Here is a 25,893-nt window from a genome sequence, read left to right as displayed (position 1 = left end):
AGGGTAGCAACGGGCCCGCCTGCCCGACAGTGCGCCGCCGGCTTCATGCACAGCCGCGTGCGCGCAGCGGAAACACGCCTGGCGCAAGGCAACCGGCGCGTTTCATGCAGCGCTTGTCGCGGCGCATCCATAACCACGCGGCATGGGTGGCATACGAACTGTCATGCCCCGCCAGCAAAGGCACCACGCCTGCCCGCCGGGCGCTCAGTGTCCCGGCACCGGAGAAAGCGCCACGCAAGGCGCCGTCCGACGGCAACGCCGGCCGGTGCCGCTGCACGGCACGCCGGTCATGAAGCGATGCACACGCCCAGCGAGCGGCTCTTGGCGCGGTACATGGCCGCATCGGCGGTGCGCAGGTAGTCATCGATCGTCTTCAGCCCGGACTGGCTGCTGACCAGGCCGATGCTGGCGCTGCTGCTCACCGTATGCGGGCCGATCAGGTACGGCACCTCCAGCGCCGCGACGATCTGCCGCGCACGCTCGGCCGCTTCGCCGGGATCGATCGATTCGAGCAGCAGGTTGAACTCGTCGCCACTCATGCGCGCGACCAGGTCGGCGTTGCGCACGCACGATTCAAGACGCCGCGCCACCTGCTGCAGCAACTGGTCGCCGACATGGTGGCCCAGGCTGTCATTGACCGCCTTGAACCGGTTGAGGTCCAGCAGCAGCACCGCGAACATGGTGGTGCCACCACGCGCCGGCCCGTCGGCCCCGGCCGCGGATTCGCCGCGGTGCACGGCGATGGCATGCGCCAGGCGGGCCCGGAACAACGGCCGGCCCGGCAGGTTGGTGAGCGCGTCGTAGGAGCTGCCGCGTTCGGCCAGGTCGCTGAGCGAGCCGGCCATGCGCACGGCAACGCCGTCGTCGAACTGGGCCACGCCGCGCCAGTTCACCCACAGCAGCCGCCCGGAACCATGGAAGGCGCGGAAATCCACCGAGAAATTCGGGCTGTTCCCCGACAGGTGGCGGCGGTAGGCCAGCTGCACGCGCGCACGGTCGTCGGGGTCGATGAGCTGCTGCAGGAAGTGCCAGCCACCGTGATGCACCGGCTCGCCGTCGTCCATCCCCACGATCCGGCGGAAGCGCTCGGACACGTGCATGACATCGCTGCGCAGGTCCCAGTCCCAGATGCCGTCATTGGAGCCAAGGGTGGCCAGCGCATAACGGTTGTCCGAGCGCAGCAGTTCCAGCTCGGTGTGCTTCTGGCGGGTCACGTCGATCATCAGCCCGATCATGCGGTTCGGCCGGCCCGGCTCGACCACCGCCCGGCACAGGTCGCGCACCCACACCACCTTGCCGCACTTGGCGATCAGCCGGTAGCTCATCTCGTAGGCGTAGCTGTGCGTGGCGTTGTACGCGGCCTCGTCGATGACCAGCGCCTCGGCCAGGTCGTCGGGATGCACGCGCGAGCGCCAGAAGCCCGGATCGGCGCGCCATTCCTCCACCGTGTAGCCGAACAGCCGCTCCACCTGCGGGCTGAGGAAGGTATTGCCCACCCCGCGCTCGGCCTCCCAGACCACGCCGTCGATGGTTTCCAGCAACCGCAGGAAGCGCTGGCGGACTTCCACCAGCACCTGCTCGGTGACCTCGGTGACCTCGATCAGCACGCCCTGGCGGCTGAGCACCCGCTCGGCCTCGTCGGTCTCCGGCTGCAGCTGCAGCCGCACCCAGCGGTAATCCCCGTCGGCGAACCGCAACCGGAACACCGGCATGCCCGAGCGCAGGGTGCCGGTGTCGTCGGGATGCACGAATTCAAGCAGGGACCGGCCGAGCGCCGCCTCCACCGCATGCCCGGTGAGCGTGTGCCAAGCCGGATTGAGGTAGGTGATCGCCCACAGCGCATCGGTCTGCACCACCGCCTCGGGCAGCAGTCGCAGCAGGCTCGTGGAGGGCGTGAGGGCGGACATACGGGGCTATGGTCACCGAGCGCCAGCGGGCAGTCCAGCGGCGGCCCGCGCGGGCGCTCATCCTGGCGGATGCACCTGCGCCCGCCGCCGCTACCCGCGTGGCCGCGCAACACCCCCAATTCCGACGCGCCATGCCGTATGCGGCGGGCCGCACGGCATGATATCCGCCCGGGTGACCCGGCTGCGGGCCAGCGGGCATCACCGGGTGCGCCCGGCAAACCGGCGAGGCCCGTCTTCGGGCCCTGCCGCCGCGGCCAATCACATGTTCCGCCGGTACTCCCCGCCCACGTCGTACAGCGCGTGGCTGATCTGGCCGAGGCTGTGGGTCTTGACCGCCTCGATCAACGCCGCGAACACATTGCGGCGCTCGCGCGCGGTGTTCTGCAGGTAGGCCAGGCCGTGGCCATCGTGGACACCGGCGTCGCTGCAGGCGCTGCCAGCCACCTCGTGGCTGTGCGAGGTCTCGCCGGCCGGGGCCAGGGCATTGCGGTTGCGCTGCCAGTTGCGCACGTTCTCGATCTGCTGCCCCTTCTCCTCCTCGGTCGAACGGATCAGCTCGATCTCGGTCGCCACTTCGCCGGCATGCTCCTTCGGCAGGAACATGTTGACCCCGACCAGCGGCAGGCTGCCGTCGTGCTTCTTGTGCTCGTAGTACAGGCTCTCTTCCTGGATCTTGCCGCGCTGGTACATGGTGTCCATCGCGCCGAGCACGCCGCCGCGTTCGCTGATCGCCTCGAATTCCTTGTAGACCGCTTCCTCGACGATGTCGGTGAGCTTGTCGACGATGAAGCTGCCCTGCCACGGGTTCTCGCAGAAGTTCAGCCCCAGCTCCTTGTTGATGATCATCTGGATCGCCACCGCGCGGCGCACGCTTTCCTCGGTGGGCGTGGTGATGGCTTCGTCGTAGGCGTTGGTGTGCAGGCTGTTGCAGTTGTCGAACAGGGCGTACAGCGCCTGCAGCGTGGTGCGGATGTCGTTGAACTGGATCTCCTGCGCGTGCAGCGAACGGCCGGAGGTCTGGATGTGGTATTTCATCATCTGGCTGCGCTCGTTGGCGCCGTAGCGCTCACGCATCGCGCGCGCCCAGATGCGGCGGGCGACGCGGCCGATGACGGTGTATTCCGGGTCCATGCCGTTGGAGAAGAAGAACGACAGGTTGGGCGCGAAGTCGTCGATCTTCATCCCGCGCGCCAGGTAATACTCGACGATGGTGAAGCCGTTGGACAGGGTGAAGGCCAGCTGGCTGATCGGGTTCGCGCCGGCCTCGGCGATGTGGTAGCCGGAGATCGACACCGAGTAGAAGTTGCGCACGCCGTGGTCGACGAAGTACTGCTGGATGTCGCCCATCATGCGCAGCGCGAACTCGGTGGAGAAGATGCAGGTGTTCTGCGCCTGGTCTTCCTTGAGGATGTCGGCCTGCACCGTGCCGCGCACCGTGGACAGCGTCTCGGCCTTGATCCGCGCGTAGGTGTCGGCGTCCACCAGCTGGTCGCCGGTGACGCCGAGCAGGCCCAGGCCGAGGCCGTTGTTGGTCGGCGGCAGTTCGCCGTGGTACTGCGGGCGGGCACGACCTTCGAACATCGCCGCGATCTTCTTCTCGGCCTCGGCCCAGCGCGCCGGATCGGCCTTCAGGTACTTCTCCACCTGCTGGTCGATGGCGGTGTTCATGAACATCGCCAGGATCATCGGCGCCGGGCCGTTGATGGTCATCGACACCGAGGTGGTCGGCGCGCACAGGTCGAAGCCGGAATACAGCTTCTTCATGTCGTCCAGGGTGGGGATGTTGACCCCGGAGTTGCCGATCTTGCCGTAGATGTCCGGGCGCGGCGCCGGGTCCTCGCCGTACAGGGTGACGCTGTCGAAGGCGGTGGACAGGCGCGCGGCCGGCTGGCCGACGCTCAGGTAATGGAAGCGGCGGTTGGTGCGCTCGGGGTGCCCTCGCCGGCGAACATGCGGATCGGGTCCTCGCCGCTGCGGCGGTACGGGTAGACGCCGCCGGTGTACGGATAGGAACCGGGCAGGTTCTCCTTCTGCAGGAACACCAGCAGTTCGCCCCAGCTGCGGTAGGTGGGCGCGGCGATCTTGGGAATCTGCTGGTGGCTCAGCGACTCGCGGTAGTTCTCCACGCGGATGGTCTTGCCGCGCACCTGGTATTCGTTGACCTCGTCGGTGATCGACTTCAGCCGCGCCGGCCACTCGCGCAGCAGGCGCAGGGCCTCCGAATCCAGCGACTGCACCGCGTCGTTGTAGCGCTGGCGCAGGGTGCGCAGGCTGGTGTCGGCGGCGGCATCGGTCAGGGCGTCCGCCGGGTACAGGTCCAGCGCCGCCGGCAGCGCGGCGTCGCCCAGCTCCTTCAGCGCCTGCCAGCAGCCCTGGGCGCGCTCGGCCACCTCGGCCTGCGATTCGATGCGGGCATTGATGGCGCGGCCCTGCTCGGCGATCTCGGCCAGGTAACGCACCCGGCTGCCGGGAATCAGCACGGTCGCGCGCGGCTCCTTCAGCGTGGTGTCGATGGCCGGCATCCAGTCGCAGCCGCTCTGCGCTGCGGCCTCCGCGTTCCCGGCGCCGCGCTTGTCGCGCAGCAGCCGGCACAGGTTGGCGAACATCCAGCTGATGCCCGGGTCGTTGAACTGCGAGGCGATGGTCGGGTACACCGGCACGTCCTCGTCCTTCATCGCGAACGCCACGCGGTTGCGCTTCCACTGCTTGCGCACGTCGCGCAGCGCGTCCTCGGCGCCGCGCTTGTCGAACTTGTTGAGCACCACCAGCTCGGCGTAGTCGAGCATGTCGATCTTTTCCAGCTGGCTGGGCGCGCCGAAGTCGCTGGTCATCACGTACATCGGGAAATCGACCAGATCGACGATCTCCGAGTCGCTCTGGCCGATGCCGGCGGTCTCGACGATCACCAGGTCGTAGGCCAGCGACTTGAGGAAACCGATGCAGTCGCGCAGCACGGTATTGATCGCCGCGTGCTGGCGGCGTGTGGCCATCGAGCGCATGTACACGCGCGGGCTGCGCAGCGAGTTCATGCGGATGCGGTCGCCCAGCAGCGCGCCACCGGTGCGGCGGCGGGTCGGGTCGACCGAGACCACCGCGATGCGCATCTGCGGGAAGCTGGCCAGGAAGCGGTTGAGCAGTTCGTCGGTAACGCTGGACTTGCCGGCGCCACCGGTGCCGGTGATGCCGATGGCCGGGGTCCTGCCGCCGGCCAGCTGCCACTGCCGGCGCAGGTGCGCCAGTTCCGCGTCGCCGAAGGCGCCGTCCTCCAGCCGCGACAGCATGCGGCCGATGGCGATCTCGTCGCCGATGCCGGGCACGCTGGCGTCGTCCGCCGCCGGTGCCGCGTCGCGGGCGTCGCCGGCGCGCCGGACCACGTCCTCGATCATCTCCACCAGCCCCATCTTCATGCCGTCGTTGGGGTGGTAGATGCGCTCCACGCCGTAGGCCTGCAGTTCGCGGATCTCCTCCGGGGTGATGGTGCCTCCGCCGCCACCGAACACGCGGATGTGGCCGGCGCCGCGCTCGCGCAGCATGTCCACCATGTACTTGAAGTACTCGACATGGCCGCCCTGGTAGGACGACAGCGCGATGGCGTCGGCGTCTTCCTGCAGCGCCGCGCGGACCACGTCTTCCACCGAGCGGTTGTGGCCCAGGTGGATCACTTCCGCGCCCTGCGCCTGGATCAGCCGGCGCATGATGTTGATGGCCGCGTCATGGCCGTCGAACAGGCTGGCGGCGGTGACGAAACGCAGCGGGCTGGTTTCCGTCTGCGTCTGCGGGAGGTGGGGGGCGGGAGTACTCATGGGCCGTGCGACATCTCGGTTTCTGTTGAAACCGATGATAGAGCCGCGCGCCGCGCAGGTCAGGTTGCAGCGCAGCGTGACCCGACCGCCGTACCGCCCGGCCCCCCGGCGGCGGCGCCCCCTTCGCGGCCGGCGGCAGCCTAAACATGCGCTGGCCGCCGAATGCTTTAGAATGGCCGCCCGCGACCCGTCACCGCCACGACGAAGTCGCATTTTTGTTTTCTGGCCCACCAGTTGTCTGCAGGATCACGGACGTTGTCGCAGTAACGCCCATCGGAGCTTCCATGCTTTTCGAAACCCTCGCCACTTCCGGGCACGAACAGGTCGTGTTCTGCCACAACCGCGATGCCGGCCTGAAAGCGATCATCGCCATCCACAACACCACCCTGGGCCCTGCCCTGGGCGGCGTGCGCATGCGTCCCTACGCCAACAGCGACGACGCCCTGCGCGACGTGCTGCGGCTGAGCCGCACCATGACCTACAAGAACGCGCTGGCCGGGCTCAACGTGGGCGGCGGCAAGGCGGTGATCATCGGCGACCCGCGCACCGACAAGAGCGAGGTGCTGTTCCGCGCCTTCGGCCGCCAGGTCGAAGCGCTGGGCGGGCGCTACATCACCGCCGAGGACGTCGGCAGCGACGTCAACGACATGGAGCAGATCTACCTGGAGACCGGCTATGTCACCGGCGTGCACCAGGTCCATGGCGGCTCCGGCGACCCGGCCCCGTTCACCGCCTACGGTGCGCTGCAGGCGCTGATGGCCTCGATCAACCGCAAGTTCGGCCACGAGGAAGTGGGCAAGGTCAGCATCGCCGTGCAGGGCCTGGGCCACATCGGCATGGAACTGGTGAAGCTGCTGCGCGAGCGCGGCGCCAAGCTCTACGTGACCGACCTGGACCCGGTGCTGGTGCAGCGCGCGGTCACCGAGTACGGCTGCGAGGCGATCAAGCCCGATGCCATCTACGACGTCGCCGCCGACGTGTTCGCGCCCTGCGCGATGGAAGGCGCCATCGGCATGGAGGAGCTTGACCGGCTCAAGGCCAAGGTCATCTGCGGCACCGCCAACAACCAGCTGGCCAGCCATGCGGTGGGCGACGAACTGCATCGGCGCGGGGTGCTGTGGGCACCGGATTACGCGGTCAACGCCGGCGGCGTGATGAACGTGTCGCTGGAGATCGACGGCTACAACCGCGAGCGCGCCATGCGCCTGATCCGCAGCATCTACCACAACCTCGGCCGCATCTTCGACGCGTCCGAGCGCGACGGGATCTCGCCGCAGCGTGCGGCCGACCGCATCGCCGAGGCCCGCATCGAAGCCATCGGCAAGCTGAAGATGCCGCTGGGCCGCGCCACCCCGCGCATGAGCCGCCTGCGCGGCGAGTAGCCAGCGCACCCGGCCGGCACAAAAAAGGCGGGCGACCCGGTCGCCCGCCTTTTGCATGTCCGCCGCCGCTGGCTCAGAACCCGCGCATGAACCGCAGCGACACCTGCCGGTTGTCGCCGCGTCCGCCCAGGCGCTGGTCGTAGCCCAGCGACAGCTGCGCATCGCGCGCGACCCAGGCATCGAGCGACACGCCGAACAATCCGGCGGCGCGCGCGGGCTGCAGGCCATACAGCGGCGCCCAGGCATCGATACCGGTGAAGCGTGCCTGCAGCGGCCCGGCGCCGGCGGACAGCGCCTGCTGCCACTCGGCGTAGCCGCCCAGCTGCAGCCCGCGCCAGCGGTAGTCGGCGCGCAGGCCGGCCAGGCCGCGCACCTGGCTGGCCTGCCAGCCGCCGGCGCTCAGGCCGAACCCGTAGCCGCCCTGTTCCTGGAACGCGTCGCTGTCGATGCGGGCGTAGTCGGCGCCCAGGTACGGGGTGAACGCGCCCCGTCCCAGCTCGAAGCGGTAACCGGCCTCGGCGCTGCCGGACAGGAAGCGGCCGGCGTAACGCGCCATCACCCCGGCACGTTCGCCGCCCAGCAGCAGGCCGCGATCCAGCTCGCGCTGGTAGCCACCCACACCGAGCTGCCCGAGCGCGTACGCCTGGCCCCACTGGCGCCCGGCATAGAACCGGGCCTGGGTCTGGCGGTCGCGGCCGCGGTCGCCGGTCTCGCCGCCGGCCAGCTGCGCCTGCACCTGCCCGAACGCGAAGCCCACCCGGGCATCGCCCATGCCGGTCTCGCGGCCCAGCATCCAGCCGCCCAGGCGGTAGTCGCCACCGGCAAGGCCGCCCTGGCCGCCCTCCCCAGCGAACGCGACCAGGCCCCGTCGGCGCGGCTGCCGCCCTCGCCGAACTGGGTGGACAAGGCCCGCCGGTTCATGTCGATACTGTCGAAGGTCATCGCCAGCGCCAGCGCATGCGCCTGGCCGGTGAGGCTGCGCAGGCTCGCGCCCAGCCCGTCGAAGCCGCCACCGCCACGCTGCAGGGCGCTGGCACCGGCCGCAAACGCACCTGACTGCAGGGTCACATCGCCATCGAGCAGTTCGAAGGCCTGCTCCACCCGCTGCGCCGCGGCCATTGCCGCGGCATCCGCGCCCGCCACCCGCGCGGCCGCGGTCACGTTGACCCGCTGCAGGTCCAGCCAGGCATTGTGGCTGTCATAACCGTAGCCGGCCTGCAGCAGTGCAACGCCGGCATTCTGGGTGGCGGCAGGGGCCGCGTCGAACTGGCCGCTGACACCGCCATCGGCGCGGATCAGGCCCTGCCGCGTGCCGTCCTGTGGCACGTAACCAGGCACCACCCCGTTGATCAGCACCCCGCCGCCCTGCAGGGTTGCGCTGCCGGTGACCTGCAGCGCATTGACGCCCAGCGCGATCAGCAGGCGGGAACCGCTGCGCTGCAGGTAATCGCCGTCGATGATGCTGCTGTTGCCACCGCCAAGCATCACGATGCTGGCACCGTTGTCGACATTGCCGGTCACCCGGGTGGCACCGCCCATGAACTGCAGGGCTGCCTGCGTCGGATCGGACCGCGGCACGAGGGTGACGCTGGAGCGTATCGAGGCGCCATCGCGCAGGGCCAGCGTGCCCTGTTCGATGCGGGTGGCGCCGCCGTAGGTATTGGCACCAGCCAGGGTCAGCGCCCCTGCGCCGCGCTTGACCAGCCCGCCGGCGCCGCTGATGTCATTGCTCCAGACCGATCCCAGCCCCAACTGGTTGACGTCCACCGTCACGTCGCCCCAGTCGAACCGGGCCGGGCCCTTCACCGCCTTGCCGACGTTGAGCAGGCCATAGCCGAACACCGCATCCGGGCCGGGATCGCCCAGGTCGGTGGTGGTGCCCAGCAGGGTCTGCCGCACCAGGTTGTTGTCGAAATACGGGAACGCCTGCCACACCAGCGCCGCCGCGCCCGATACCAGCGGCGCGGCGTAGGAGGTGCCGCTGCCGTAGTAGTAGGACAGGTTCGACGCCGTGGCGCTGGGCCCCACGAAGGCGGACGTGCCCGGCGCCACCAGGCAGTAGTTGCGGGCCACGCCGCAGGCGTTGGAGTAATCGGCCAGGCGCCCCGGGTTGGCCGTGTCCAGCGCCGCCACCGCCAGCCAGCCACGCTCCAGGTCGGCCGCCGGGCGCGAGCCATTCTCGCCCGGCTGGCTCGGCAGCGCGGCCATGTCGCTGGGATTGGCGCGCGATTCGTTGCCGGTGGCGAACACCACCAGCCCGTCGTTGCCGGCGATGAACGGGCGGTACTCGGCGGCGATCTGCGCCGTCACCGTCGGCCGCGTCCAGTACAGCCCGCCCCAGGAGTTGTTCATGATGCGCACGCCGGCGCGGATCAGGTCGTCATGGACGCCGCCCATGCCCAGGCCACCGGTGACCTCGTTGCCCTGCCCGGAGCCATCGTCCTTGGGCCGCTCGTCGTTGATGATGCGCGCCGAGACGATCTGCGCGCCCGGCGCGATGCCCCCGGGCCATTGCCCGGTGGCCGCACCGGCGGCCAGCTGCGCCACCGTGGTGCCATGGCCGACCACGTCGTCCACCGCCAGGTTGTTGCGGCGCGGATCCACGTAGCTGAAATTGGCCACCACCCGCCCGGCCAGCGTGGGATGGTTGCGCATCACGCCCGAATCGACCACGCCGATGCGCACGCCGGCACCGGTGAAGCCGGCGGCCTGCGCGGCGCGGGCGTTGGTCAGCGCCAGATGCGCGTCCATCGCCGGCTGCGGCGTGGTCGAAGTGGGCGGCGGCGAGGTCGGCGGCGGACTGGGCGGCGGTGGCGGGCTCGATTTGCTGCCACCGCCGCCGCCGCAGGCGGCCAGCGCCAGTGCCATCGAAGCGGCCAGTGCGGTGTGGCCCCTGAACGTGCTGCGCATGCCCTCTCCCCATGACTGGCCGGACACCGGTATCCCTGCGGACGGGGCCACCGGCCGGCCATGCGGTGGCTCACCTTCTATACTGCAACGACAAACCGCTGTCTGCCGGGATGTGCCGTTGGTCCAATGGGCACCCCGCCGGCGGCTTTCGATAATCGTTGCAGGATACAACCGAGACCGCACATGTCCGACATCGTCATCGCCGCCGCAAAGCGCACCGCCATCGGCTCCTTCCTCGGCCAGTTCAACGGCGTCCCCACCCCGACCATGGGCGCCACCGCGATCCGCGCGGCCATGGAGCAGTCCGGCGTTGCCGCCGCCGATGTGTCCGAAGTGATCATGGGCTGCGTACTGCCGGCCAACCTCGGCCAGGCGCCGGCGCGCCAAGCATCGCTCGCCGCCGGCCTGCCGGCCAGCACCGGCTGCACCACGCTCAACAAGGTGTGCGGCTCGGGCATGAAAGCAATCATGCTGGGCCATGACCTGATCAAGGCCGGCTCGGCCAGCATCGTCGTCGCCGGCGGCATGGAATCCATGTCCAACGCGCCGCACATGATCCCGAACTCGCGCACCGGCAACCGCTACGGCAACTTCCAGGCGGTGGACCACATGGCCTGGGACGGCCTGACCAACCCCTACGACGGCCAGGCCATGGGCGTGTTCGCCGAAGGCACCGTCGCCAAGTTCGGCTTCACCCGCGAGGAGCAGGACGCCTACGCCATCGAATCGGTCAAGCGCGCGCAGGCCGCGCAGGCCACCGGCGCGTTCAAAGACGAGATCGTCGCGGTGAAGGTGGCTACCCGCAAGGGCGAGGTCGAGGTCGACCAGGACGAACAGCCGGGCAGGTCCGACATCGCCAAGATCCCAACCCTGAAGCCGGCCTTCAAGAAGGACGGCAGCGTCACCGCGGCCAGTTCCTCCAGCATCTCCGACGGCGCCGCCGCGGTGGTGCTGATGGACGCCGCCGACGCCGCGCGCCGCGGGGTGCAGCCGCTGGCCCGCATCGTCGCCCACGCCACCTACGCGCAGGAGCCGGAGTGGTTCACCACCGCGCCGATCGGTGCGGTCAGGCAGGTGCTGGACAAGGCCGGCTGGCAGGTCGGCGACGTGGATCTGTTCGAGATCAACGAAGCCTTCGCGGTGGTGGCAATGGCGCCGATCCGCGAACTCGGGATCCCGCATGACAAGCTCAACGTCAACGGCGGCGCCTGCGCGCTGGGCCATCCGATCGGCGCTTCGGGCGCGCGCCTGGTGGTCACGCTGGTCCACGCCTTGCGCAGCCGTGGCCTCAAGCGTGGCGTCGCCTCCCTCTGCATCGGCGGCGGCGAAGCAACGGCCATCGCCATCGAATTGATTTGATTAGACTTAATGCCTTTTTTACAAAAATGAATGCGCGTTCGCTTGACAGTCCAAACGGGCTTGTCATCATGTTTAAGGCGCGCAATGGCGCGTTGCCTAATCTAACGACGAGGATTCACACAATGAGCATCAACAAGCTGCTGATCGCGATGGCCCTGGGCCTGGCCCTGGCCGCCTGCTCGAAGCAGGAAGCTGCCCAGGACGCCGCTGCTTCGGCCAACGAAGCCGCCACCGACGCCCAGGCCGCCGCTGACCAGGCTGCTGCCGCCGGCGCCGAAACCGCCGACGCCGCCCAGGCTGCTGCCGACACCGCCGCCACCGCTGCTGACGCCGCTGGTGACGCCGCTGCCGCCGCTGCCGGCGCCGCCACCGACGCCGCTGCCGGCGCCGCTGCCGACACCGCCAAGGCTGCTGAAGACGTGGCCGACAAGGCCAAGGACGCTGCCGAAGAAGCCAAGAAGTAATAACTTCTGCTTCGACGCAAGTCGGAAAAGCCGCTGGTTCGCCAGCGGCTTTTTTTTTTGCCTTCTCCCGCCTTTCCCCCTCGGCCGCAGGGGCCAGGCGCGCGCGCCACCCAGCCGCGGATCGTCCAGGGCGCCGATGGCCGGCGCAGCCGGCGGTGCCGGGTCGGCGTTGACGCAATCTGAATCCGCGTCCGCCTACGCTGCGCGCGTCGTCCCCCAAACCCAGGAGAACGCGATGAAGCTGTTTGTACCGCTGCTGGCCGGCAGCCTGATGCTGGCCCTGTCCGCCTGCAACGACCCCAATGCCGAACAGGCCAAGCGCGATGCCGAAGCCGCGGCCGACCACGCCGCCGATGCCGCGCGCAACGCCGGTGAGTCGGCGGCCGACGCCGCCCGCAGCGCCGCCGACCGTGCCGCCGACGCCACCCGCGAGGCCGCCGCCAAGTCGGAGCATGCGCTGGACCGCGCGGCCAACGCCACCAGCGCCGCGGCCGAAGATGCGTCGGCGGCCGCCAAGGAGGCCGCGGCCGATGCCAGCGCCGCCACCGCCAACGCCGCGCAGAAGGTCGCCGACGAAGCGCACGACGCGGCGGAGAAGGCGCGCCAGAAGGCGGACGACGCCAAGCACTGATCGTCCCCACCCCATCGCGCAGCCGTCCCCGGCGGGCGGCTGCGCGATCCCTGCGACGGCGGCGACGCCGTCCAGCGATCTGTCCGGCGCCGCGGGTGCCGGTTGCCGAGGCCAGCGCGCTCAGGGTGCCGGCACGGCCCGCTCCAGGATGTCCGCGAACGCCACCGACGCCTCCAGCATGCCGTAGGCTGGCGGCAGCGGCGCCGCCAGCCGCGCGGCCACGAACAGGCCCGCCACCGGGCTGCCGCCCCGCAGCAGCGTGGCCGCCTGCAGCAGCAGCGCCAGCGAAGCGGCCACGTGCCGTGCCGCGGCTTCGGCCACCGTTGCCCCGTCCAGCAAGGGCGGCAAGGCCTCCAGCGCCGCGTCGTAGGCCGCCTCGCGCCCACGCGCCTGCTCCAGTTCGCGCAGCAGCGCCTGCCGCGACTGCGGCTCGCGCGACAGCGCGCGCAGCACGTCCAGGCATTGCACGTTGCCGCTGCCTTCCCAGATCGAATTGAGCGGCGCCTGCCGGTACAGCCGCGGCAGCATCGACTCCTCGATGTAGCCTGCACCGCCCAGGCACTCCTGCGCCTCGTTGACGAAGCCCGCCACGCGCCGGCAGACCCAGAATTTGCCGAGGGCCGTGGCGACGCGCGCGAACGCCGCTTCGGCGGGGTCGCGCGCGGCCGCATCCACCGCGCGCGCGACCCGCAGCGCCAGTGCGGTGGAGGCCTCCGATTCCAGCGCCAGGTCGGCCAGCACGTTGGCCATCAGCGGCTGCTCGACCAGGCGCCGGCCGAAGGCGCGGCGGTGCCGTGCATGGTGCAGCGCCTGGGCCAGCGCCATGCGCATTTCCGCGGCCGCGCCGAGCATGCAGTCCAGCCGCGTCAGCATCACCATCTCGATGATGGTCGCCACGCCGCGCCCTTCGGCGCCGATGCGCCTTGCCCACGCGCCGCAGAACTCGACCTCGCTCGAGGCGTTGGCCCAGTCGCCGAGCTTGTCCTTCAGCCGCATCAGCCGGAAGCCGTTGCGCGCACCGTCGGGCAGGCGCCGCGGCATCAGCAAGCAGCTCAATCCGCCCGGCGCCTGCGCCAGCACCAGCCAGCCGTCGGACATGGGCGCGGACAGGAACCACTTGTGCCCGACCAGCGAGTACTCGCCCTCGCCGGCCAGCGGCGTCGCGCAGGTGCGGTTGCTGCGCACGTCCGAGCCGCCCTGCTTCTCGGTCATGCCCATGCCTACGGTGATGCCGGGCTTTTGCGCGATGGGCAGGTCGCGCGGGTCGTAGTGCGGCGCGGCGGCTTTGGCCGCCCACTCGGCCAGCGCCGGTTCGCGGCGCAGCACCGGCACCGCGGCATGGGTCATGGTCAACGGGCAGCTGCTGCCCGCCTCCGCCTGGTGGTGCAGGAAGCTCAACGCGGCGCGCGCGACGTGCGCGCCCGGTTGCGGCTGCCGCCACGACAGCCCGGCCACGCCGTGCGCCTTGGCCGCGTCCATCAAGCGGTGCCAGGCGGGGTGGAAATCCACGGCGTCGATGCGCTGGCCCTGCGCGTCATGGGTGCGCAGCAGCGGCCGGTTGCGGTTGGCGTCGAAGCCGAGCCGGTACAGTTCGCCGCCAGCCAGCGCGCCGTAGTCGTCCAGCGCCGTGGCGAACGCGCCGCCGCCTTCGCGTGCGACCGCCTCGCGCAGCACCCGGTCGTCGCGCCACAGGTTGCATTCGGGAAACGGCGGCGGCTGGTTGAATACCACGTGGGTTTCGAACGGCGCTGCTTCGGTGTTCATGGCCGGCCCCTGCGCACGGGAGGATGCCGTCCATTCTGCCGCACGCCGGGACCGCGCCGTGCGGCGCCGGGGCGGCCGGCTCAGCCGCCGGCGGCCAGCGCCTTTACGAACCCGGGCGCCAGCGGCAACGTGCCGAACACCCCCTGCTGGGTGCCGCTGAGCACGCGCAGCATGTGCCCGCGCCCGCCCGGCATGCGCCCCAGCGGCCCGAACAGGAGATCGCGCGCATGCGCGATCCAGTCGCGGTCGGACTGGAACAGCGGCGTCAGCCAGCGGCTCCAGAACTGGTACAGGCGCACATGCGCCTGGCGGGTTGCCTGGTAATGCGCCAATGCCGCATCGAGGTCGGGCTGCCCGCGCAGTGCGTCGCGCAGGGCCAGGGCGTCGAGCAGCGCCATGTTCACGCCCTGCCCGAGCTGCGGGCTCATCGAATGCGCGGCGTCGCCGGCCAGCACCAGGCGGCCGCGGTACCAGCGGTCCAGCACCGCGTCGCGGTAGCTGGCCCGCGCCAGCTGCGACGGCATGCCGATGTCCTGCATCCGCAGCCGTGCCTCCGGCCACAGCTGCGCGATCTCGTCGAGCCAAGGCGCGAGCCCGGCCCGCTCCCAGGCCTCGAAGCCATCGCCCGGCAGGCTCCAGAAGAAGCTCAGCCGCGGCACCGCGTCGCCGGGGCGCGTGCCCACCGGCAACAGGCCGATCATCCGCCGCGCGGCCACGTAGCGCTGCCGCAGTTCGTCGACGAACGGCCAGTCGCCGGCCGGCAGCAGGCACCACAGCGCGCCCCACGGGTACGGGCGGTCCAGCCGCGTGCCCCGCACCTGCGCGCGCAACGCCGACGCCGCGCCGTCGGTGGCGACCACCAGGTCGAAGGGGCCGTGCCACTGCCCGTGCTGGTCGCGTACCCGGCGCAGGCCGTCGTCGATGGCGCCGATGCAGCAGTCCACGTGCAGTGCGTCGCCAGGCTCCCACGCCGCGTCCAGCAGCGAGAACAGCGCCCCGCGCTGCATGCCCACCCCGTGCAGGCGCGCATCCAGCCCGGCATAGCGCATGTCCATCACCGCGCGCCCGCACGAGGTCTCGCCGTACAGGCGGCGTACCGCCGCGCCATGGGCCAGCACCTGCGGCAACAGGCCCATCCGCCACAGCACCTGCAGCCCGCTGGGCTGCAGCAGGAAGCCGGCGCCCACCGGCCCGGGCCGCGGCGCGCGTTCGAATACCTGCACGCGGTGGCCGTCGCGCGACAGCAGCACGGCCAGCGACTGGCCGGCGGTGCCGTAACCGACGATGGCGATATCCAATGACCTGTTCATTGCGTTTCCCGGAGGCGGCCGGCTAAAAAAAAACCCCGCCTCGGCGGGTTTTTCCGGCACAGCCGAGTGGATCACTCGACCGGCGTGATATTGGAAGCCTGGGCGCCCTTCGGGCCCTGGGTCACGTCATAGCTGACGCGCTGTCCTTCCTGCAGGCTGCGGAAACCCTTGGAATTGATCGCGGAGAAGTGCGCGAAGACATCGGCGCTGCCGTCCTCCGGTGAGATGAAGCCAAATCCCTTGGCGTCGTTGAACCACTTGACGGTACCGTTCGGCATGGTGATGCGAGACCTTGTTCGATGAATGGATTGATGCACGCTGAATGAAGCGCGCTCGCGGAGTATGCAAAGCTTGGGCCGCGATGACAATCACCCCCGGGCCAGCTCCCCCACCAGCGCGGGCAGCCCAGCCGAGGCGGCGGCGACGTTGGCCAGTACTTCTTCCATGGTGATCTCGGCCGCGTCACCGCAGCCCGCCGCCCAGTTGGCGACGATGGCCAGGCAGGCGTAATCCAGCCCCAGCTCGCGTGCCAGCCCGGCCTCGGGCATGCCGGTCATGCCGACCAGGTCGCAGCCGTCGCGGCGCATCCGCGCGATTTCGGCGATGGTCTCCAGGCGCGGGCCCTGGGTGGCGCCATAGCAGCCGCCGTCATGCACCGCGACGCCGCGCGCACGTGCCGCGGCCAGCACCTGCGCGCGCAGCGCAGGCGTATAGGGATGGCCGAAATCCACGTGCAGCACCTCGCTGCCCTCCTCCTCGCACAGCGTGGAAACGCGGCCCCAGGTGTAGTCGATCAGCTGGTCCGGGCAGGCCAGCACGCGCGGACCGAAATCGCCGGTGATGCCGCCGACCGTGTTCAGGGCGAGCACGCGGGTGGCGCCCAGCTGCTTCAACGCGGCCAGGTTGGCGCGGTAGTTGACCTTGTGCGGCGGGATCGAATGCCCTTCGCCATGGCGGGCGAGGAACGCCACCCGACGGCCATCCAGCCGTCCGACCCGCACCGGGCCCGACGGCGCACCGTAGCGGGTCGGGACTTCATGGGCCTGGACATCGTCCAGCGCGGCGAGCTTGTAGACACCGGTGCCGCCGATCACGGCCAGTGCGATATCGTCCATCGTGGTTTCCTGGTTTCTGTTCGCAGTCGGGGGCGACACGGGGCGTGGCCGCGTCATCGTAGCGGCCGCGCGCCGGCGCCCACCAGCGCGCCGCGGCCCGGGACACCGCCCGCACCCCGGCCGCTCCGGGTCGGCGCGCGTTGCGCGGAAGGCGGCAGCGCGATCGCGCGGACCGGCTACCCGGCCGCTACTGCTTCATCGCGTAGATCGCCGGCAGCGAGCGCAGCGATTCGCTCACGTCCATGCCGAAGCCGAAGACGAAGCGGTCCGGCAGCTCGATGCCCGCGTAGTCGGCCTTGACGCCGTCCAGGCAGCGGTCGTGCTTCTTGACCGTCAGCACCGCGATGCGGACATCGGTGGCGCCCTGTTCCAGGCACCAGTCGCGCACGCCCTGCAGGGTGAACCCCTCATCGAGGATGTCATCCACCAGCAGCACGCGGCGGCCGAACAGCGAGGATACCGGGCGGTGCTTCCAGACCAGCTCGCCACCGCTCTCGCCGTGGTAGCGCGAGGCCTGCATGTAGTCGAACTGCGCATCCTGGCCGCGCGCGCCCAGTTCCAGCGCAAGCTGGCCGGCGAACGGCAGCGCGCCATTCATGATCGACAGGAACACCGGCACCTCGCCCTTGTAATCGCGCGCGATGGCGTCGGCGATGCCGGCGATGGCCTGGTCGATGGCGGGACGATCGACCAGCAGGTCGGCCTGGGCCACGGCTTGTGCAAGAGTGAGTTTGGACATCAGGCGGTTCTTCCAAGAGTTTCGAGCAGACGGGTTCGGGTATCGCCGTGGCGGGCATCGGCCAGCAGGCCGCCCCAGCCCATGGCACCGTGGGCGATCAGGCCCAGCAGCGCGGCGGTGTTGAGGCTGCGGCCGGCCACGGCCTGCAGCGATTCTTCGACCAGCTCCGGGTGGCAGACCAGCACCACGTCGCAGCCGGCATCCAGGTGGGCTTCGACCCGGGCCTTGACCCCACCGGCGGCGGACGAGGCCGCCATGCCGATGTCGTCGGAGAACACCACGCCGCGGAAGCCCATCTGCCCGCGCAGGATCTGGTTGATCCAGCGCGGCGAGTAGCCGGCCGGTTCCGGCGCCACCTGCGGGTAGATGACGTGAGCCATCATCACCGCATCGGCGCCGGCGTCGATGCCGGCGCGGAACGGTAGCAGATCCTCCGCTTCCAGCGCGTGCAGCGGGCGCGGGTCGATGGCGGTGTCGTGGTGGGTGTCCTCGCGCACCGTGCCGTGGCCCGGGAAGTGCTTGAGCGTGGCGGCCATGCCGGCCGCGTGCATGCCGCGCACATAGGCCTGGGCCAGCGCCGCCACGACCTGCGGGTCCCCGGCGAAGGCGCGGTTGCCGATGGCCAGGTTGCCGCGCCCCAGGTCCACCACTGGGGCGAAGCTCAGGTCCAGCCCGGTCGCGCGGATTTCGCTGGCCATCAGCCAGGCATGCTGCTCGGCCAGCGCCAGCGCGGCGTCCGGGTCGGTGGCGTGCAGCCGGCCGAAGCCGTCCAGCGGCGGCAGTTCGGTGAAGCCGGCGTGGAAGCGCTGCACGCGGCCGCCTTCCTGGTCCACCGCCACCAGCAGCGGACGCGCGGTGGCGGCACGGATCGCAGCGGTCAGCTCGACCACCTGGTCGCGCGAAGCGAAATTGCGCTTGAACAGCACCACGCCGGCCACGGCGTCATGCTGCAGCCAGTCGCGTTCCCGCGCGGTCAGTGTGGTGCCGGCGACGCCAATCAGAAGCATGTGCGGATTCCCATACGGCCAAGCCCGGCATTGTCGCAGATGGCGCCCGCCGCGTCAGACGCTGCAGCCGTCCGCGCCGCAGCCCGGTTCATGGTTCCCGGCCACCGGCGCCGGCGCCAGCTCGGCGGCCACCTTCTCCAGCACCTGCATGAACACCTCCGGCGGTTGCGCGCCCTGCACCGCGTAGCGGCCGTTGATGACGAAGGTCGGCACCGACTGAATGCCCAGCGCCTGCGCCTGTCCCAGCCCGGCACAGACCTCGGCCAGGCCTTCGTCCGAGGCCAGCAGGGCCTCGACGCGCGCGGCCGGAATGCCGCCGGCGGCCGCGGCCTCCGCCAGCACCTGCGGGTCGGCCAGGTTGCGGCCCTGCTCGAAATGGGCGCGGAACAGCGCCTCGCCGACCGCGTCCTGCACGCCCTCGCGCCCGGCCAGCCACAGCAGGCGGTGCGCCGGCAGCGTGGTCACCCGGACCTGGCCGCGGTCGAAATCCATCGGCAGGCCTTCGGCGCGGGCGGTGGACTGGGTCTGCGCCAGCATCTGCGCGGTACGCTCGGCGCCACCGAACTTGGCCGCGTAGGCCTCGCGCAGCGGTACCGGCGTGGCGTCGGCGCCGGGGTCGAGCAGGAACGGATGCCAGCGCACCTCCACCGGCGGCGCCTTGTCGCCCATCAGCGCCAGCGCGCGCTGGAAGCGGTGCTTGCCGATCCAGCACCAGGGGCAGACCACGTCGGACCAGATGTCGATGCGCATGGGGGTTCCTTCTGTTCTCCCGGGGGCTCAGCCGCGCTCGGCGGCGCTCCAACGGGTGTAGGGGTGCGAGGCCAGGGCGAGATTGTAGTAGCGCGGCGCGTCGGTCACTTCGGCACCGGCCCAGTCCGGCTTGTCGAATGGCTGGTCGGCGCTTTCCAGCTCCACCTCGGCCACCACCAGCCCGGCGTTGTCGCCGAGGAACTCGTCCACTTCCCACAGCAGGCCGGCGTGCCTGACCAGGTGGCGGCGCTTGTCGACCAGGCCACCGACGCACAGCGCCAGCAGTTCGCGGGCCTCCTCCACCGGCACCGGGTAGTCGAACTCCTGGCGGGTATGGCCCAGCTCGCGCGATTTGATGTTCAGGTACGCCGCATCGCCCTGGATGCGCACCCGTACCGACGCCTTCTGCGCGCCGCTGTCCATCGCCGCCATGTCATTGATGTAGCCCTGCGCCATCGGGATGACGGCATGCGCGGCAGCGCGCCAGCCGTCGCCGGTGACCAGGAATTTGCGTTCGATCTCGATGCCCATCACCACCTCGTTGGTGCGCTCGTTGGTGCGCGTTCCCCGCGTTCCCGCGTGACCCGCGCGTCGCTGCGCGTGCGATTCGTTGATGCCGAAGCAGCGCACGTCCGTGCGCGCGGATTCAACCGGCGCCAATCCCCGCAGGAGCGGCTGCACATGCCTGTGCGCGGATTTAATTTGTGCGATTCCTTCGCAGGAGCAGCGCACCTACCTGTGCGCGGATCTTATTTATGCGAGTCCTTCACAGGAGCAGCGCACATCCCTGTGCGCGGATTTCATTTTTTCTCGAACACCGCGATGCTTTCCACGTGCGCGGTGTGCGGGAACATGTCCATCGCGCCGGCCGAGACCAGGGTGAAGCCCTGTTCGTTGACCAGGTAACCGGCATCACGCGCCAGCGAACCGGGGTGGCAGCTGACGTAGACGATGCGCTTGAACTGCTTGAGCGGCAGCTGCTGCAGCACGTCGATCGCACCCGAGCGCGGCGGGTCGAGCAGCAGCTTGTCGAAGCCCTGCCGCATCCACGGCGCGGCGCGCTGGTCCTGGGTGAGGTCGGCGGCAAAGAACTGCGCGTTGTCCAGCCCGTTGCGCTGCGCGTTTTCCCTTGCCCGCGCCACCAGCCCGGCCTCGCCCTCCACGCCCACTACCTCGCGCACGGTGCGCGCCAGCGGCAGGGTGAAATTGCCCAGGCCGCAGAACAGGTCGAGCACGCGCTCGTCCGGCTGTGCGTCCAGCAGCGCCAGCGCATGCGCGATCATCTGCTGGTTGAGCTTGGCGTTGACCTGGATGAAGTCCAGCGGACGGAACGCCAGCTCCACGTCCCACTGCGGCAGCGCGAAGGACAGCGGCACGCCGTCGGCCGGCCACAAGGGATGCACCGACTCCAGCCCGCCGGGCTGCAGGTAGATGGCGAAGCCATGCTGCTGGCCGAACGCCTGCCAGGCCTGGCGGTCCGCGTCGGACAGCGGCTGCAGGTGGCGCACGGTCAGGGCGATGGCGGCATCGCCGCCGATGAACTCGATCTGCGGAATGTCGCGCTTGCCGTCCAGGCCCTCGATGAAGGCCGACAGTGCCGCGACCCGGGTACCGATCTCGGGAATCACGGTCAGGCACTGCGACAGGTCGGCGACGAAGCGCGGGTCCTGCTCGCGGAAGCCCACCAGGGTCTTGTCCTTCTTCTCGACCCGGCGCACCGAGAACCGGCCCTTGCGCCGGTAGCCCCAGTTGTCGCCGACCAGCGGCGCCAGCACCGTGCCCGGGCTGACATGGCCGATGCGGGTCAGGTTGTCCATCAGCACCTGCTGCTTGGCCACGATCTGCTGGCCCTCGTCCAGGTGCTGCAGCACGCAGCCGGCGCAGACGCCGAAATGCGGGCAGCGGGGCTGCACCCGGTGCGGCGAGGCCGCGAGCACCTCCACGGTCCGCGCCTCGTCGAAATGGCGGCTCTTGCCGGTCTGTTCGGCCATCACCGTCTCGCCAGGCAGCGCACCGGCCACGAAGGTCACCTTGCCGCCCTCGCCTTCACGGCGGGCAACGCCGCGTCCGTCATGGCTGAGGTCGAGGATGTCGGTCTGGAACGGGGTCTTGTCGATGCGGGATCTGGATCGGGCCACGTGGCGAAAGGCTGCGGGTTGCGGGGCGCCATTGTCGCAGATGCACATCGGCCTGACTTCCGCCGCTTGCGCGGCACGGCCACATCGCCAATGATGCCGGGCACGGCTGACATGGAGGCAGCATATGAATACGCACGCCCAGGGGCATCCACCGCGCCTGCTGCTGGTCGAGGACGACGCGACCAGCCAGGGCTTTTTCCGGGCCGCGCTGGAAGCGTTGCCGGCCACGGTCGACATCGCCGGCTCGGTCGCGCAGGCATTGCGGATGGGCAGCGCCGTCCGCCACGACCTGTGGCTGGTGGACGTCCATCTTCCCGATGGCAGCGGCCACGCGCTGCTGCGGCAACTGCGCGCGCTGCACCCGCAGGTGCCCGCGCTGGCGCACACCGCCGACAATGGCGCGGACATCCGGCGGTCGCTGCACGAGGCCGGTTTCGAGCGGGTACTGGTCAAGCCGATGACCCGCGCCGAACTGCAGGCCGCGGTGCGTGAGGGCCTCGGCCAGGCCACCGCCGGCGAGGCCCCGGCCAGCGAGGATGCGGCCGCGCCCGACTGGGACGAAGGCGCGGCGCTGAGCGCACTCAATGGCCAGCAGGCGCATGTCGTGGCGTTGCGCGAACTGTTCCTGTCCGAACTGCCGGTGGCCCGCGACGCGGTATCGGTGGCGCTGCGGCAGCATGACGATGGCGCCCTACGCCGGCAGCTGCACCGGCTGCAGGCCAGCTGCGGTTTCGTCGGTGCCTCGCGGCTCGGCCGCGCGGTGCGGCAACTGCACCAGGCGCCGGAGTCGGACATGGCGCGGCGCCAGTTCGATGCGGCCGTGAGCGCGCTACTGCATTGAAGCCAGGAGTGAGTGAAGAGGAGTGAGAAAAGGCAGGAGCAAAAGCCGTCATCTCCGCGAAGGCGGAGATCGCTCTTGCTTCTTCTCATTCCTCACTCCTCTTCACTCACTCCTGCCTTTCAAATCCCCAGCATTTCCCAGGACTTGAGCCCGCGCCCCCCCAGGTGGTGCAGCAGCACCGCGCGCATCTGCGGCCGCAGGCTGGCGAGGTCGGCCGCCGCCGGCGGCTGGTCCGCGGCCAGTGCCAGCAGCGCCGCGCCGGTGGCCAGGCCCCGGCGTTCGCTGGCGTTGCGCTCGCTGAGCAGCCGCAGCGGCCCCTCCTGCGGGTCCAGCCGGTAGCGGGCCGCCGGATCGATGGGCTGCCCGTCCGCGGTGCAGGTCCAGTCGAAACCGAACCCCAGCGCCTCGAGCAGGTCGCGCTCGAAACACCGCAGCGCCCACGCCAGACCCGCCGCGTCGGCCAGCCGGCCGCGGACCTGGCCATAGGCATGGTGCAGCTCGGGCAAGGGGTCGTGGCGCGGCGCCAGCCGCAGCACCAGTTCGTTGACGTAGAAGGCGGCCAGCATCGCCTGCCCATGCAGCCGCGGTGCCGCGTCCTGGCTCTCGGCACGCCGCAGCTGCGCCAGTTCGCCGCGCATCACCGCATCCAGGCGGATCGACTGCAGCGGCTGCAGCGCGGCGCGCAGGAGCTGCTTTTTCGGGCCATGCACGCCACGCGCCAGCAGGCCGATGCGGCCATGCCCGCGGGTCAGCGCCTCGACCAACAGGCTGGTTTCGCGCCAGGGGCGCGCATGCAGCACGTAAGCGGGTTCGTCGTCGATGCGCATGCGCTGGAGCCGGGAGTGGGAGGCAGGGGTCGGGGATGCAACCGTGCCGCGTCCGCAGTCTGGCAGAGCGCCGGCCACCTGCCACCCGCAGGCCGGGGCACGACAGGGCGGAGCCGACTACGCGCGCGCCCTCATTCCTGGCCGCCCGCCCCCGTTACCGGCCTCACTCGTAACCGAACGCCTTGAGCGCGGCCTCGTCGTCGGACCAGCCTTCGCGTACGCGCACCCAGGTTTCCAGGAACACCTTGGCGCCGAACAGGCGCTCCATCTGCAGGCGGGCCTTGGCGCCGATTTCCTTCAGCCGCGCGCCGCCCTTGCCGATCACGATGGCCTTCTGGCCCTCGCGCTCGACCCAGATCACCGCGCCGATGCGCAGCAGGTTGCCGTCCTCGGCGAAGCGTTCGATCTCCACCGTGGTCGCATACGGCAACTCCTCGCCGAGCTGGCGCATCAACTGCTCGCGCACCAGTTCGCCGGCCAGGAAGCGCTGGCTGCGGTCGGTGATCTCGTCCTCGCCGAACATCGGCGGGGCCTCCGGCAGCAGCTTGAGCACGTCGCGCACCAGTGCTTCCAGGCCATTGCGCTTCTGCGCCGAGATCGGGTGCACGCCGGCGAAGTCGCGGCCTTCGGTGATTTCCTGCAGGAACGGCAGCAGCGCGCCCTTGTCCTTCAGCCGGTCGACCTTGTTGACCACCAGCAGCACCGGGATGCCGGCGTCGCGCAGCACGTTGAAGGCCAGCGTGTCCTCCTCGTCCCAGCGCCCGGCCTCGATCACCAGCAGGCCGGCGTCCACGCCTTCCAGCGACCCGCGCGCGGCGCGGTTCATCACCCGGTTCATCGCCCGCTTCTGCTGGCGGTGCAGCCCGGGGGTGTCGACCAGCACCAGCTGCCCCTCGGGGAAGGTGGCGATGCCCAGCAGGCGGTGGCGGGTGGTCTGCGGCCGGTTGGAGACGATGCTGACCTTGGCGCCCACCAGGGCGTTGGTGAGGGTCGATTTGCCGACATTGGGGCGGCCGATGACGGCGACGCTGCCACAGCGGTGGGAGGAGGTGTCGTTCACTTGGAATCCAGTTGCTCGATCGCGGCCGCAGCCGCCTGTTGTTCGGCCAGCCGCCGGGAGCTGCCCTCGCCCGCGGTGGTCACATCCGGGTCGGTCAGGCGGCAGCGTACCCGGAAATGCCGGGCATGGTCATCGCCGGTTTCCGATACCAGTTCATACACCGGCAGCGGCTTCTGCCGCGCCTGCAGCCATTCCTGCAGCCGGGTCTTGGGGTCTTTCTCGGGCTTGCCGACCGGCACCGCGGCCATCGGTGCCTCGAACCAGGGCAACACCCGCGCACGGCAGGCCTCGAACCCGGCATCCAGGTAGATCGCCGCCACCACCGCCTCGAAGGCGTCGGCCAGGATCGAATCGCGGCGGTGGCCACCGGATTTCATCTCGCCGGGGCCCAGGGTCAGGCGCTCGCCCAGGTCCAGGGTACGCGCCATGGCCGCCAGTGCGGCTTCGCACACCAGCGCCGCCCGCGCCCGGGTCAACGCGCCTTCGTCGGCCTTGGGCCAGCGCGCGAACAGCGCCTCGGCCACGATCAGGTTGACGATGCTGTCGCCGAGGAACTCCAGGCGCTCGTTGTGCGGCGCGCCCGCGCTGCGATGGGTCAGGGCCTGCCGCAGCAGGCCCGGATCCCGGAACGGGTGGCCGATGCGGTCACCCCGCGTCACCGTCCTACTCACCGTGCGAGGTCAGGTCCTGGGAGTTCTCGAAGCGGCCGACGATGTCGAGGTTGCCGACCAGCGGGCGGCGCACTTCATAGCTCACGTTCATGCGCACGCCACCGTCGATGCGGTCGAACTTGATGTTGTCGCGCTTGACACTGTCCGAGTAGTTCATGTCCATGCGCTTGAAGAACAGCTCCTGCGCCTTGGCCGGATCCGACGTGCCCGGCTCCTTGGCCAGGGCCTTCATCGAGGTCTTTACCGCGTAGAACTCCTGGTACATCGGGAACAGCTTCATGCCCACGTAGAGCGCGAAACCGACCACGGCCAGCACCATCAGGAACGACGTCAGCGTCATGCCGCCTTGTTTGCGATTCATAGCATTCTCCCCGGTTTGCGCCTAGGTTACTGGATGCCCGAGCCGATCCGCGACGGCTCGAAGCCGTCCTTGCAGAACCAGCCGCTGCAGTTGAGCCAGATCAGGAACGCCTTGCCGCGCAGGTTCTGCTCCGGCAGGAAGCCCCAGAAACGGCCGTCGTCGCTGTTGTCGCGGTTGTCGCCCATGACCAGGTACTGGCCCTGCGGCACCTGCCAGTCGCCCTGGCCGGCCGGATTGGCGCGGCCCAGGTACTCCAGCACGGTGTGCGGACGGCCCGGCAATGCCTCGCCGAGCAGGGTGGCGCCATTCATTTCGGCACCGCGGCCCTTGCCCACGTACTCGCCCTTGATCTCGTAGGCCAGCGGCTGCCCGTTGATCGACAGGGTGTCGCCATGGAAGCCGATGCGGTCGCCCGGCAGACCGATGACGCGCTTGATGAAATTCTCGCCGCGCTGCGGGTCGCCGGGCATGTCCGGGTGGCCGGGGAACTGGAACACCACCACGTCGCCGCGCTTGGGCTCGCCGGTCGGGATCACCTTGGTGTTGGTGATCGGCAGGCGGATGCCGTAGGCGAACTTGTTGACCAGGATGAAGTCGCCGATCAGCAGGTTGGGCATCATCGAGCTGGACGGGATCTTGTACGGCTCGGCGATGAAGCTGCGCAGCACCAGCACCACCGCCAGCACCGGGAAGAACGCGCGCGAGTAATCGACGAGCGCCGGTTCCTCGCTGTCCAGCAGGCCGCCCTTGGTCGCGCGGCGCTTGGCCAGGAACAGTTTGTCCAGCAGCAGGACCAGGCCCGATCCCAGGGTCAGCACCACCAGGGCGATTTCAAACCATTTCATTCCAGAGTC

At 70.1% G+C, this 25,893-nt stretch carries 20 protein-coding genes and 3 pseudogenes; 5 read left to right on the top strand and 18 right to left on the bottom strand.

From position 1 onward, the window contains the following. Nucleotides 1–287: 287 nt before the first annotated feature. Together B1L07_05665 and B1L07_05660 are read right to left on the bottom strand one after the other, a co-directional pair. Nucleotides 288–1,907 carry a diguanylate cyclase gene (locus tag B1L07_05665; GenBank protein ID AUZ54676.1) on the bottom strand — a complete coding sequence of 540 codons (1,620 nt, stop codon included), beginning with the start codon at nt 1,905–1,907 and terminating at the stop codon, nt 288–290. A gap of 258 nt (nt 1,908–2,165) precedes the next feature. After that, nucleotides 2,166–5,710 (bottom strand): annotated as a pseudogene (locus tag B1L07_05660) (methylmalonyl-CoA mutase). Nucleotides 5,711–5,994: 284 nt separating this feature from the next. Between B1L07_05660 and B1L07_05655 the strand changes: the two are divergent. Further along, a complete protein-coding gene (locus B1L07_05655) occupies nt 5,995–7,092 on the top strand; it encodes a leucine dehydrogenase (GenBank protein ID AUZ54675.1) in 1,098 nt (365 codons plus the stop codon). Nucleotides 7,093–7,165: 73 nt separating this feature from the next. Here the strand turns inward: B1L07_05655 and B1L07_05650 are convergent. Continuing rightward, a pseudogene (locus tag B1L07_05650) lies at nt 7,166–10,002 on the bottom strand (autotransporter domain-containing protein). A 183-nt stretch (nt 10,003–10,185) separates the two neighbouring features. Between B1L07_05650 and B1L07_05645 the strand changes: the two are divergent. Further along, nucleotides 10,186–11,361: an acetyl-CoA acetyltransferase gene (locus B1L07_05645; protein AUZ54674.1), complete on the top strand. Its 1,176-nt coding sequence runs from the start codon at nt 10,186–10,188 to the stop codon at nt 11,359–11,361. On the opposite strand, the pseudogene B1L07_05640 reads toward B1L07_05645, so the two are convergent. Then, nucleotides 11,291–11,491, bottom strand: a pseudogene (locus tag B1L07_05640) (hypothetical protein). The gene B1L07_05645 and the pseudogene B1L07_05640 overlap by 71 nt on opposite strands. Between B1L07_05640 and B1L07_05635 the strand changes: the two are divergent. Next, nucleotides 11,484–11,825, top strand: coding sequence for a hypothetical protein (locus B1L07_05635; GenBank protein AUZ54673.1), 342 nt, complete (start codon nt 11,484–11,486; stop codon nt 11,823–11,825). The pseudogene B1L07_05640 and the gene B1L07_05635 sit on opposite strands and share 8 nt — an antisense overlap. Nucleotides 11,826–12,060: 235 nt before the next feature. Beyond that, a complete protein-coding gene (locus B1L07_05630) occupies nt 12,061–12,456 on the top strand; it encodes a hypothetical protein (protein ID AUZ54672.1) in 396 nt (131 codons plus the stop codon). 120 nt (nt 12,457–12,576) lie between these two features. Here the strand turns inward: B1L07_05630 and B1L07_05625 are convergent, their stop codons facing one another. The 9 genes from B1L07_05625 to B1L07_05585 all read right to left on the bottom strand — a co-directional run bounded on the left by B1L07_05625 (nt 12,577) and on the right by B1L07_05585 (nt 21,279). Beyond that, on the bottom strand, nt 12,577–14,220 hold the full coding sequence (locus tag B1L07_05625; GenBank protein AUZ54671.1) for a DNA alkylation response protein: 1,644 nt from the start codon (nt 14,218–14,220) through the stop codon (nt 12,577–12,579). 80 nt (nt 14,221–14,300) lie between these two features. Next, nucleotides 14,301–15,530, bottom strand: coding sequence for an oxidoreductase (locus B1L07_05620; GenBank protein AUZ54670.1), 1,230 nt, complete (start codon nt 15,528–15,530; stop codon nt 14,301–14,303). Between the two features lie 71 nt (nt 15,531–15,601). Further along, the gene (locus tag B1L07_05615; GenBank protein AUZ54669.1) at nt 15,602–15,808 is read right to left on the bottom strand and encodes a cold-shock protein; all 207 of its coding nucleotides are present in this window, start codon (nt 15,806–15,808) and stop codon (nt 15,602–15,604) included. 90 nt (nt 15,809–15,898) lie between these two features. Next, nucleotides 15,899–16,645, bottom strand: a complete 747-nt coding sequence (locus tag B1L07_05610; protein ID AUZ54668.1) for a 5'-methylthioadenosine phosphorylase — start codon at nt 16,643–16,645, stop codon at nt 15,899–15,901. A 187-nt stretch (nt 16,646–16,832) separates the two neighbouring features. Beyond that, the gene (locus B1L07_05605; protein ID AUZ54667.1) at nt 16,833–17,384 is read right to left on the bottom strand and encodes a hypoxanthine-guanine phosphoribosyltransferase; all 552 of its coding nucleotides are present in this window, start codon (nt 17,382–17,384) and stop codon (nt 16,833–16,835) included. Beyond that, complete coding sequence (locus tag B1L07_05600) at nt 17,384–18,391, bottom strand: beta-N-acetylhexosaminidase (GenBank protein AUZ54666.1); 1,008 nt, start codon at nt 18,389–18,391, stop codon at nt 17,384–17,386. The genes B1L07_05605 and B1L07_05600 overlap by 1 nt, the downstream gene beginning before the upstream one ends. A gap of 54 nt (nt 18,392–18,445) precedes the next feature. Next, nucleotides 18,446–19,141 carry a polyketide synthase gene (locus B1L07_05595; protein ID AUZ54665.1) on the bottom strand — a complete coding sequence of 232 codons (696 nt, stop codon included), beginning with the start codon at nt 19,139–19,141 and terminating at the stop codon, nt 18,446–18,448. 27 nt (nt 19,142–19,168) lie between these two features. After that, a complete protein-coding gene (locus B1L07_05590) occupies nt 19,169–19,672 on the bottom strand; it encodes a CYTH domain protein (GenBank protein AUZ56472.1) in 504 nt (167 codons plus the stop codon). A gap of 269 nt (nt 19,673–19,941) precedes the next feature. Next, entirely contained in the window at nt 19,942–21,279 is a 1,338-nt protein-coding gene (locus B1L07_05585; GenBank protein ID AUZ54664.1) for a 23S rRNA (uracil(1939)-C(5))-methyltransferase, read from the bottom strand. Between the two features lie 124 nt (nt 21,280–21,403). Between B1L07_05585 and B1L07_05580 the strand changes: the two genes are divergently transcribed. Continuing rightward, nucleotides 21,404–22,120 carry a hypothetical protein gene (locus B1L07_05580; GenBank protein AUZ54663.1) on the top strand — a complete coding sequence of 239 codons (717 nt, stop codon included), beginning with the start codon at nt 21,404–21,406 and terminating at the stop codon, nt 22,118–22,120. 119 nt (nt 22,121–22,239) lie between these two features. On the opposite strand, the gene B1L07_05575 is transcribed toward B1L07_05580, so the two are convergent. The 5 genes from B1L07_05575 to B1L07_05555 form a co-directional block, all read right to left on the bottom strand. Beyond that, nucleotides 22,240–22,947 carry a DNA repair protein RecO gene (locus tag B1L07_05575; GenBank protein ID AUZ54662.1) on the bottom strand — a complete coding sequence of 236 codons (708 nt, stop codon included), beginning with the start codon at nt 22,945–22,947 and terminating at the stop codon, nt 22,240–22,242. A gap of 163 nt (nt 22,948–23,110) precedes the next feature. After that, a complete protein-coding gene (locus B1L07_05570) occupies nt 23,111–24,007 on the bottom strand; it encodes a GTPase Era (GenBank protein ID AUZ54661.1) in 897 nt (298 codons plus the stop codon). Further along, nucleotides 24,004–24,678, bottom strand: coding sequence for a ribonuclease III (locus tag B1L07_05565; protein ID AUZ54660.1), 675 nt, complete (start codon nt 24,676–24,678; stop codon nt 24,004–24,006). The genes B1L07_05570 and B1L07_05565 overlap by 4 nt, the downstream gene beginning before the upstream one ends. Next, on the bottom strand, nt 24,671–25,039 hold the full coding sequence (locus B1L07_05560; GenBank protein AUZ54659.1) for a DUF4845 domain-containing protein: 369 nt from the start codon (nt 25,037–25,039) through the stop codon (nt 24,671–24,673). Before B1L07_05560 ends, B1L07_05565 begins: the two co-directional genes overlap by 8 nt. Nucleotides 25,040–25,065: 26 nt before the next feature. Then, nucleotides 25,066–25,884, bottom strand: coding sequence for a signal peptidase I (locus B1L07_05555; protein ID AUZ54658.1), 819 nt, complete (start codon nt 25,882–25,884; stop codon nt 25,066–25,068). Between the last annotated feature and the right edge of the window lie 9 nt (nt 25,885–25,893).

Source organism: Stenotrophomonas acidaminiphila (genome assembly GCA_002951995.1).
GTDB classification, from domain to species: Bacteria; Pseudomonadota; Gammaproteobacteria; order Xanthomonadales; family Xanthomonadaceae; genus Stenotrophomonas; species Stenotrophomonas acidaminiphila_A.
Note: the sequence above shows the minus strand (reverse complement) of the source record. Positions and strands in the feature narration are given on the sequence as shown.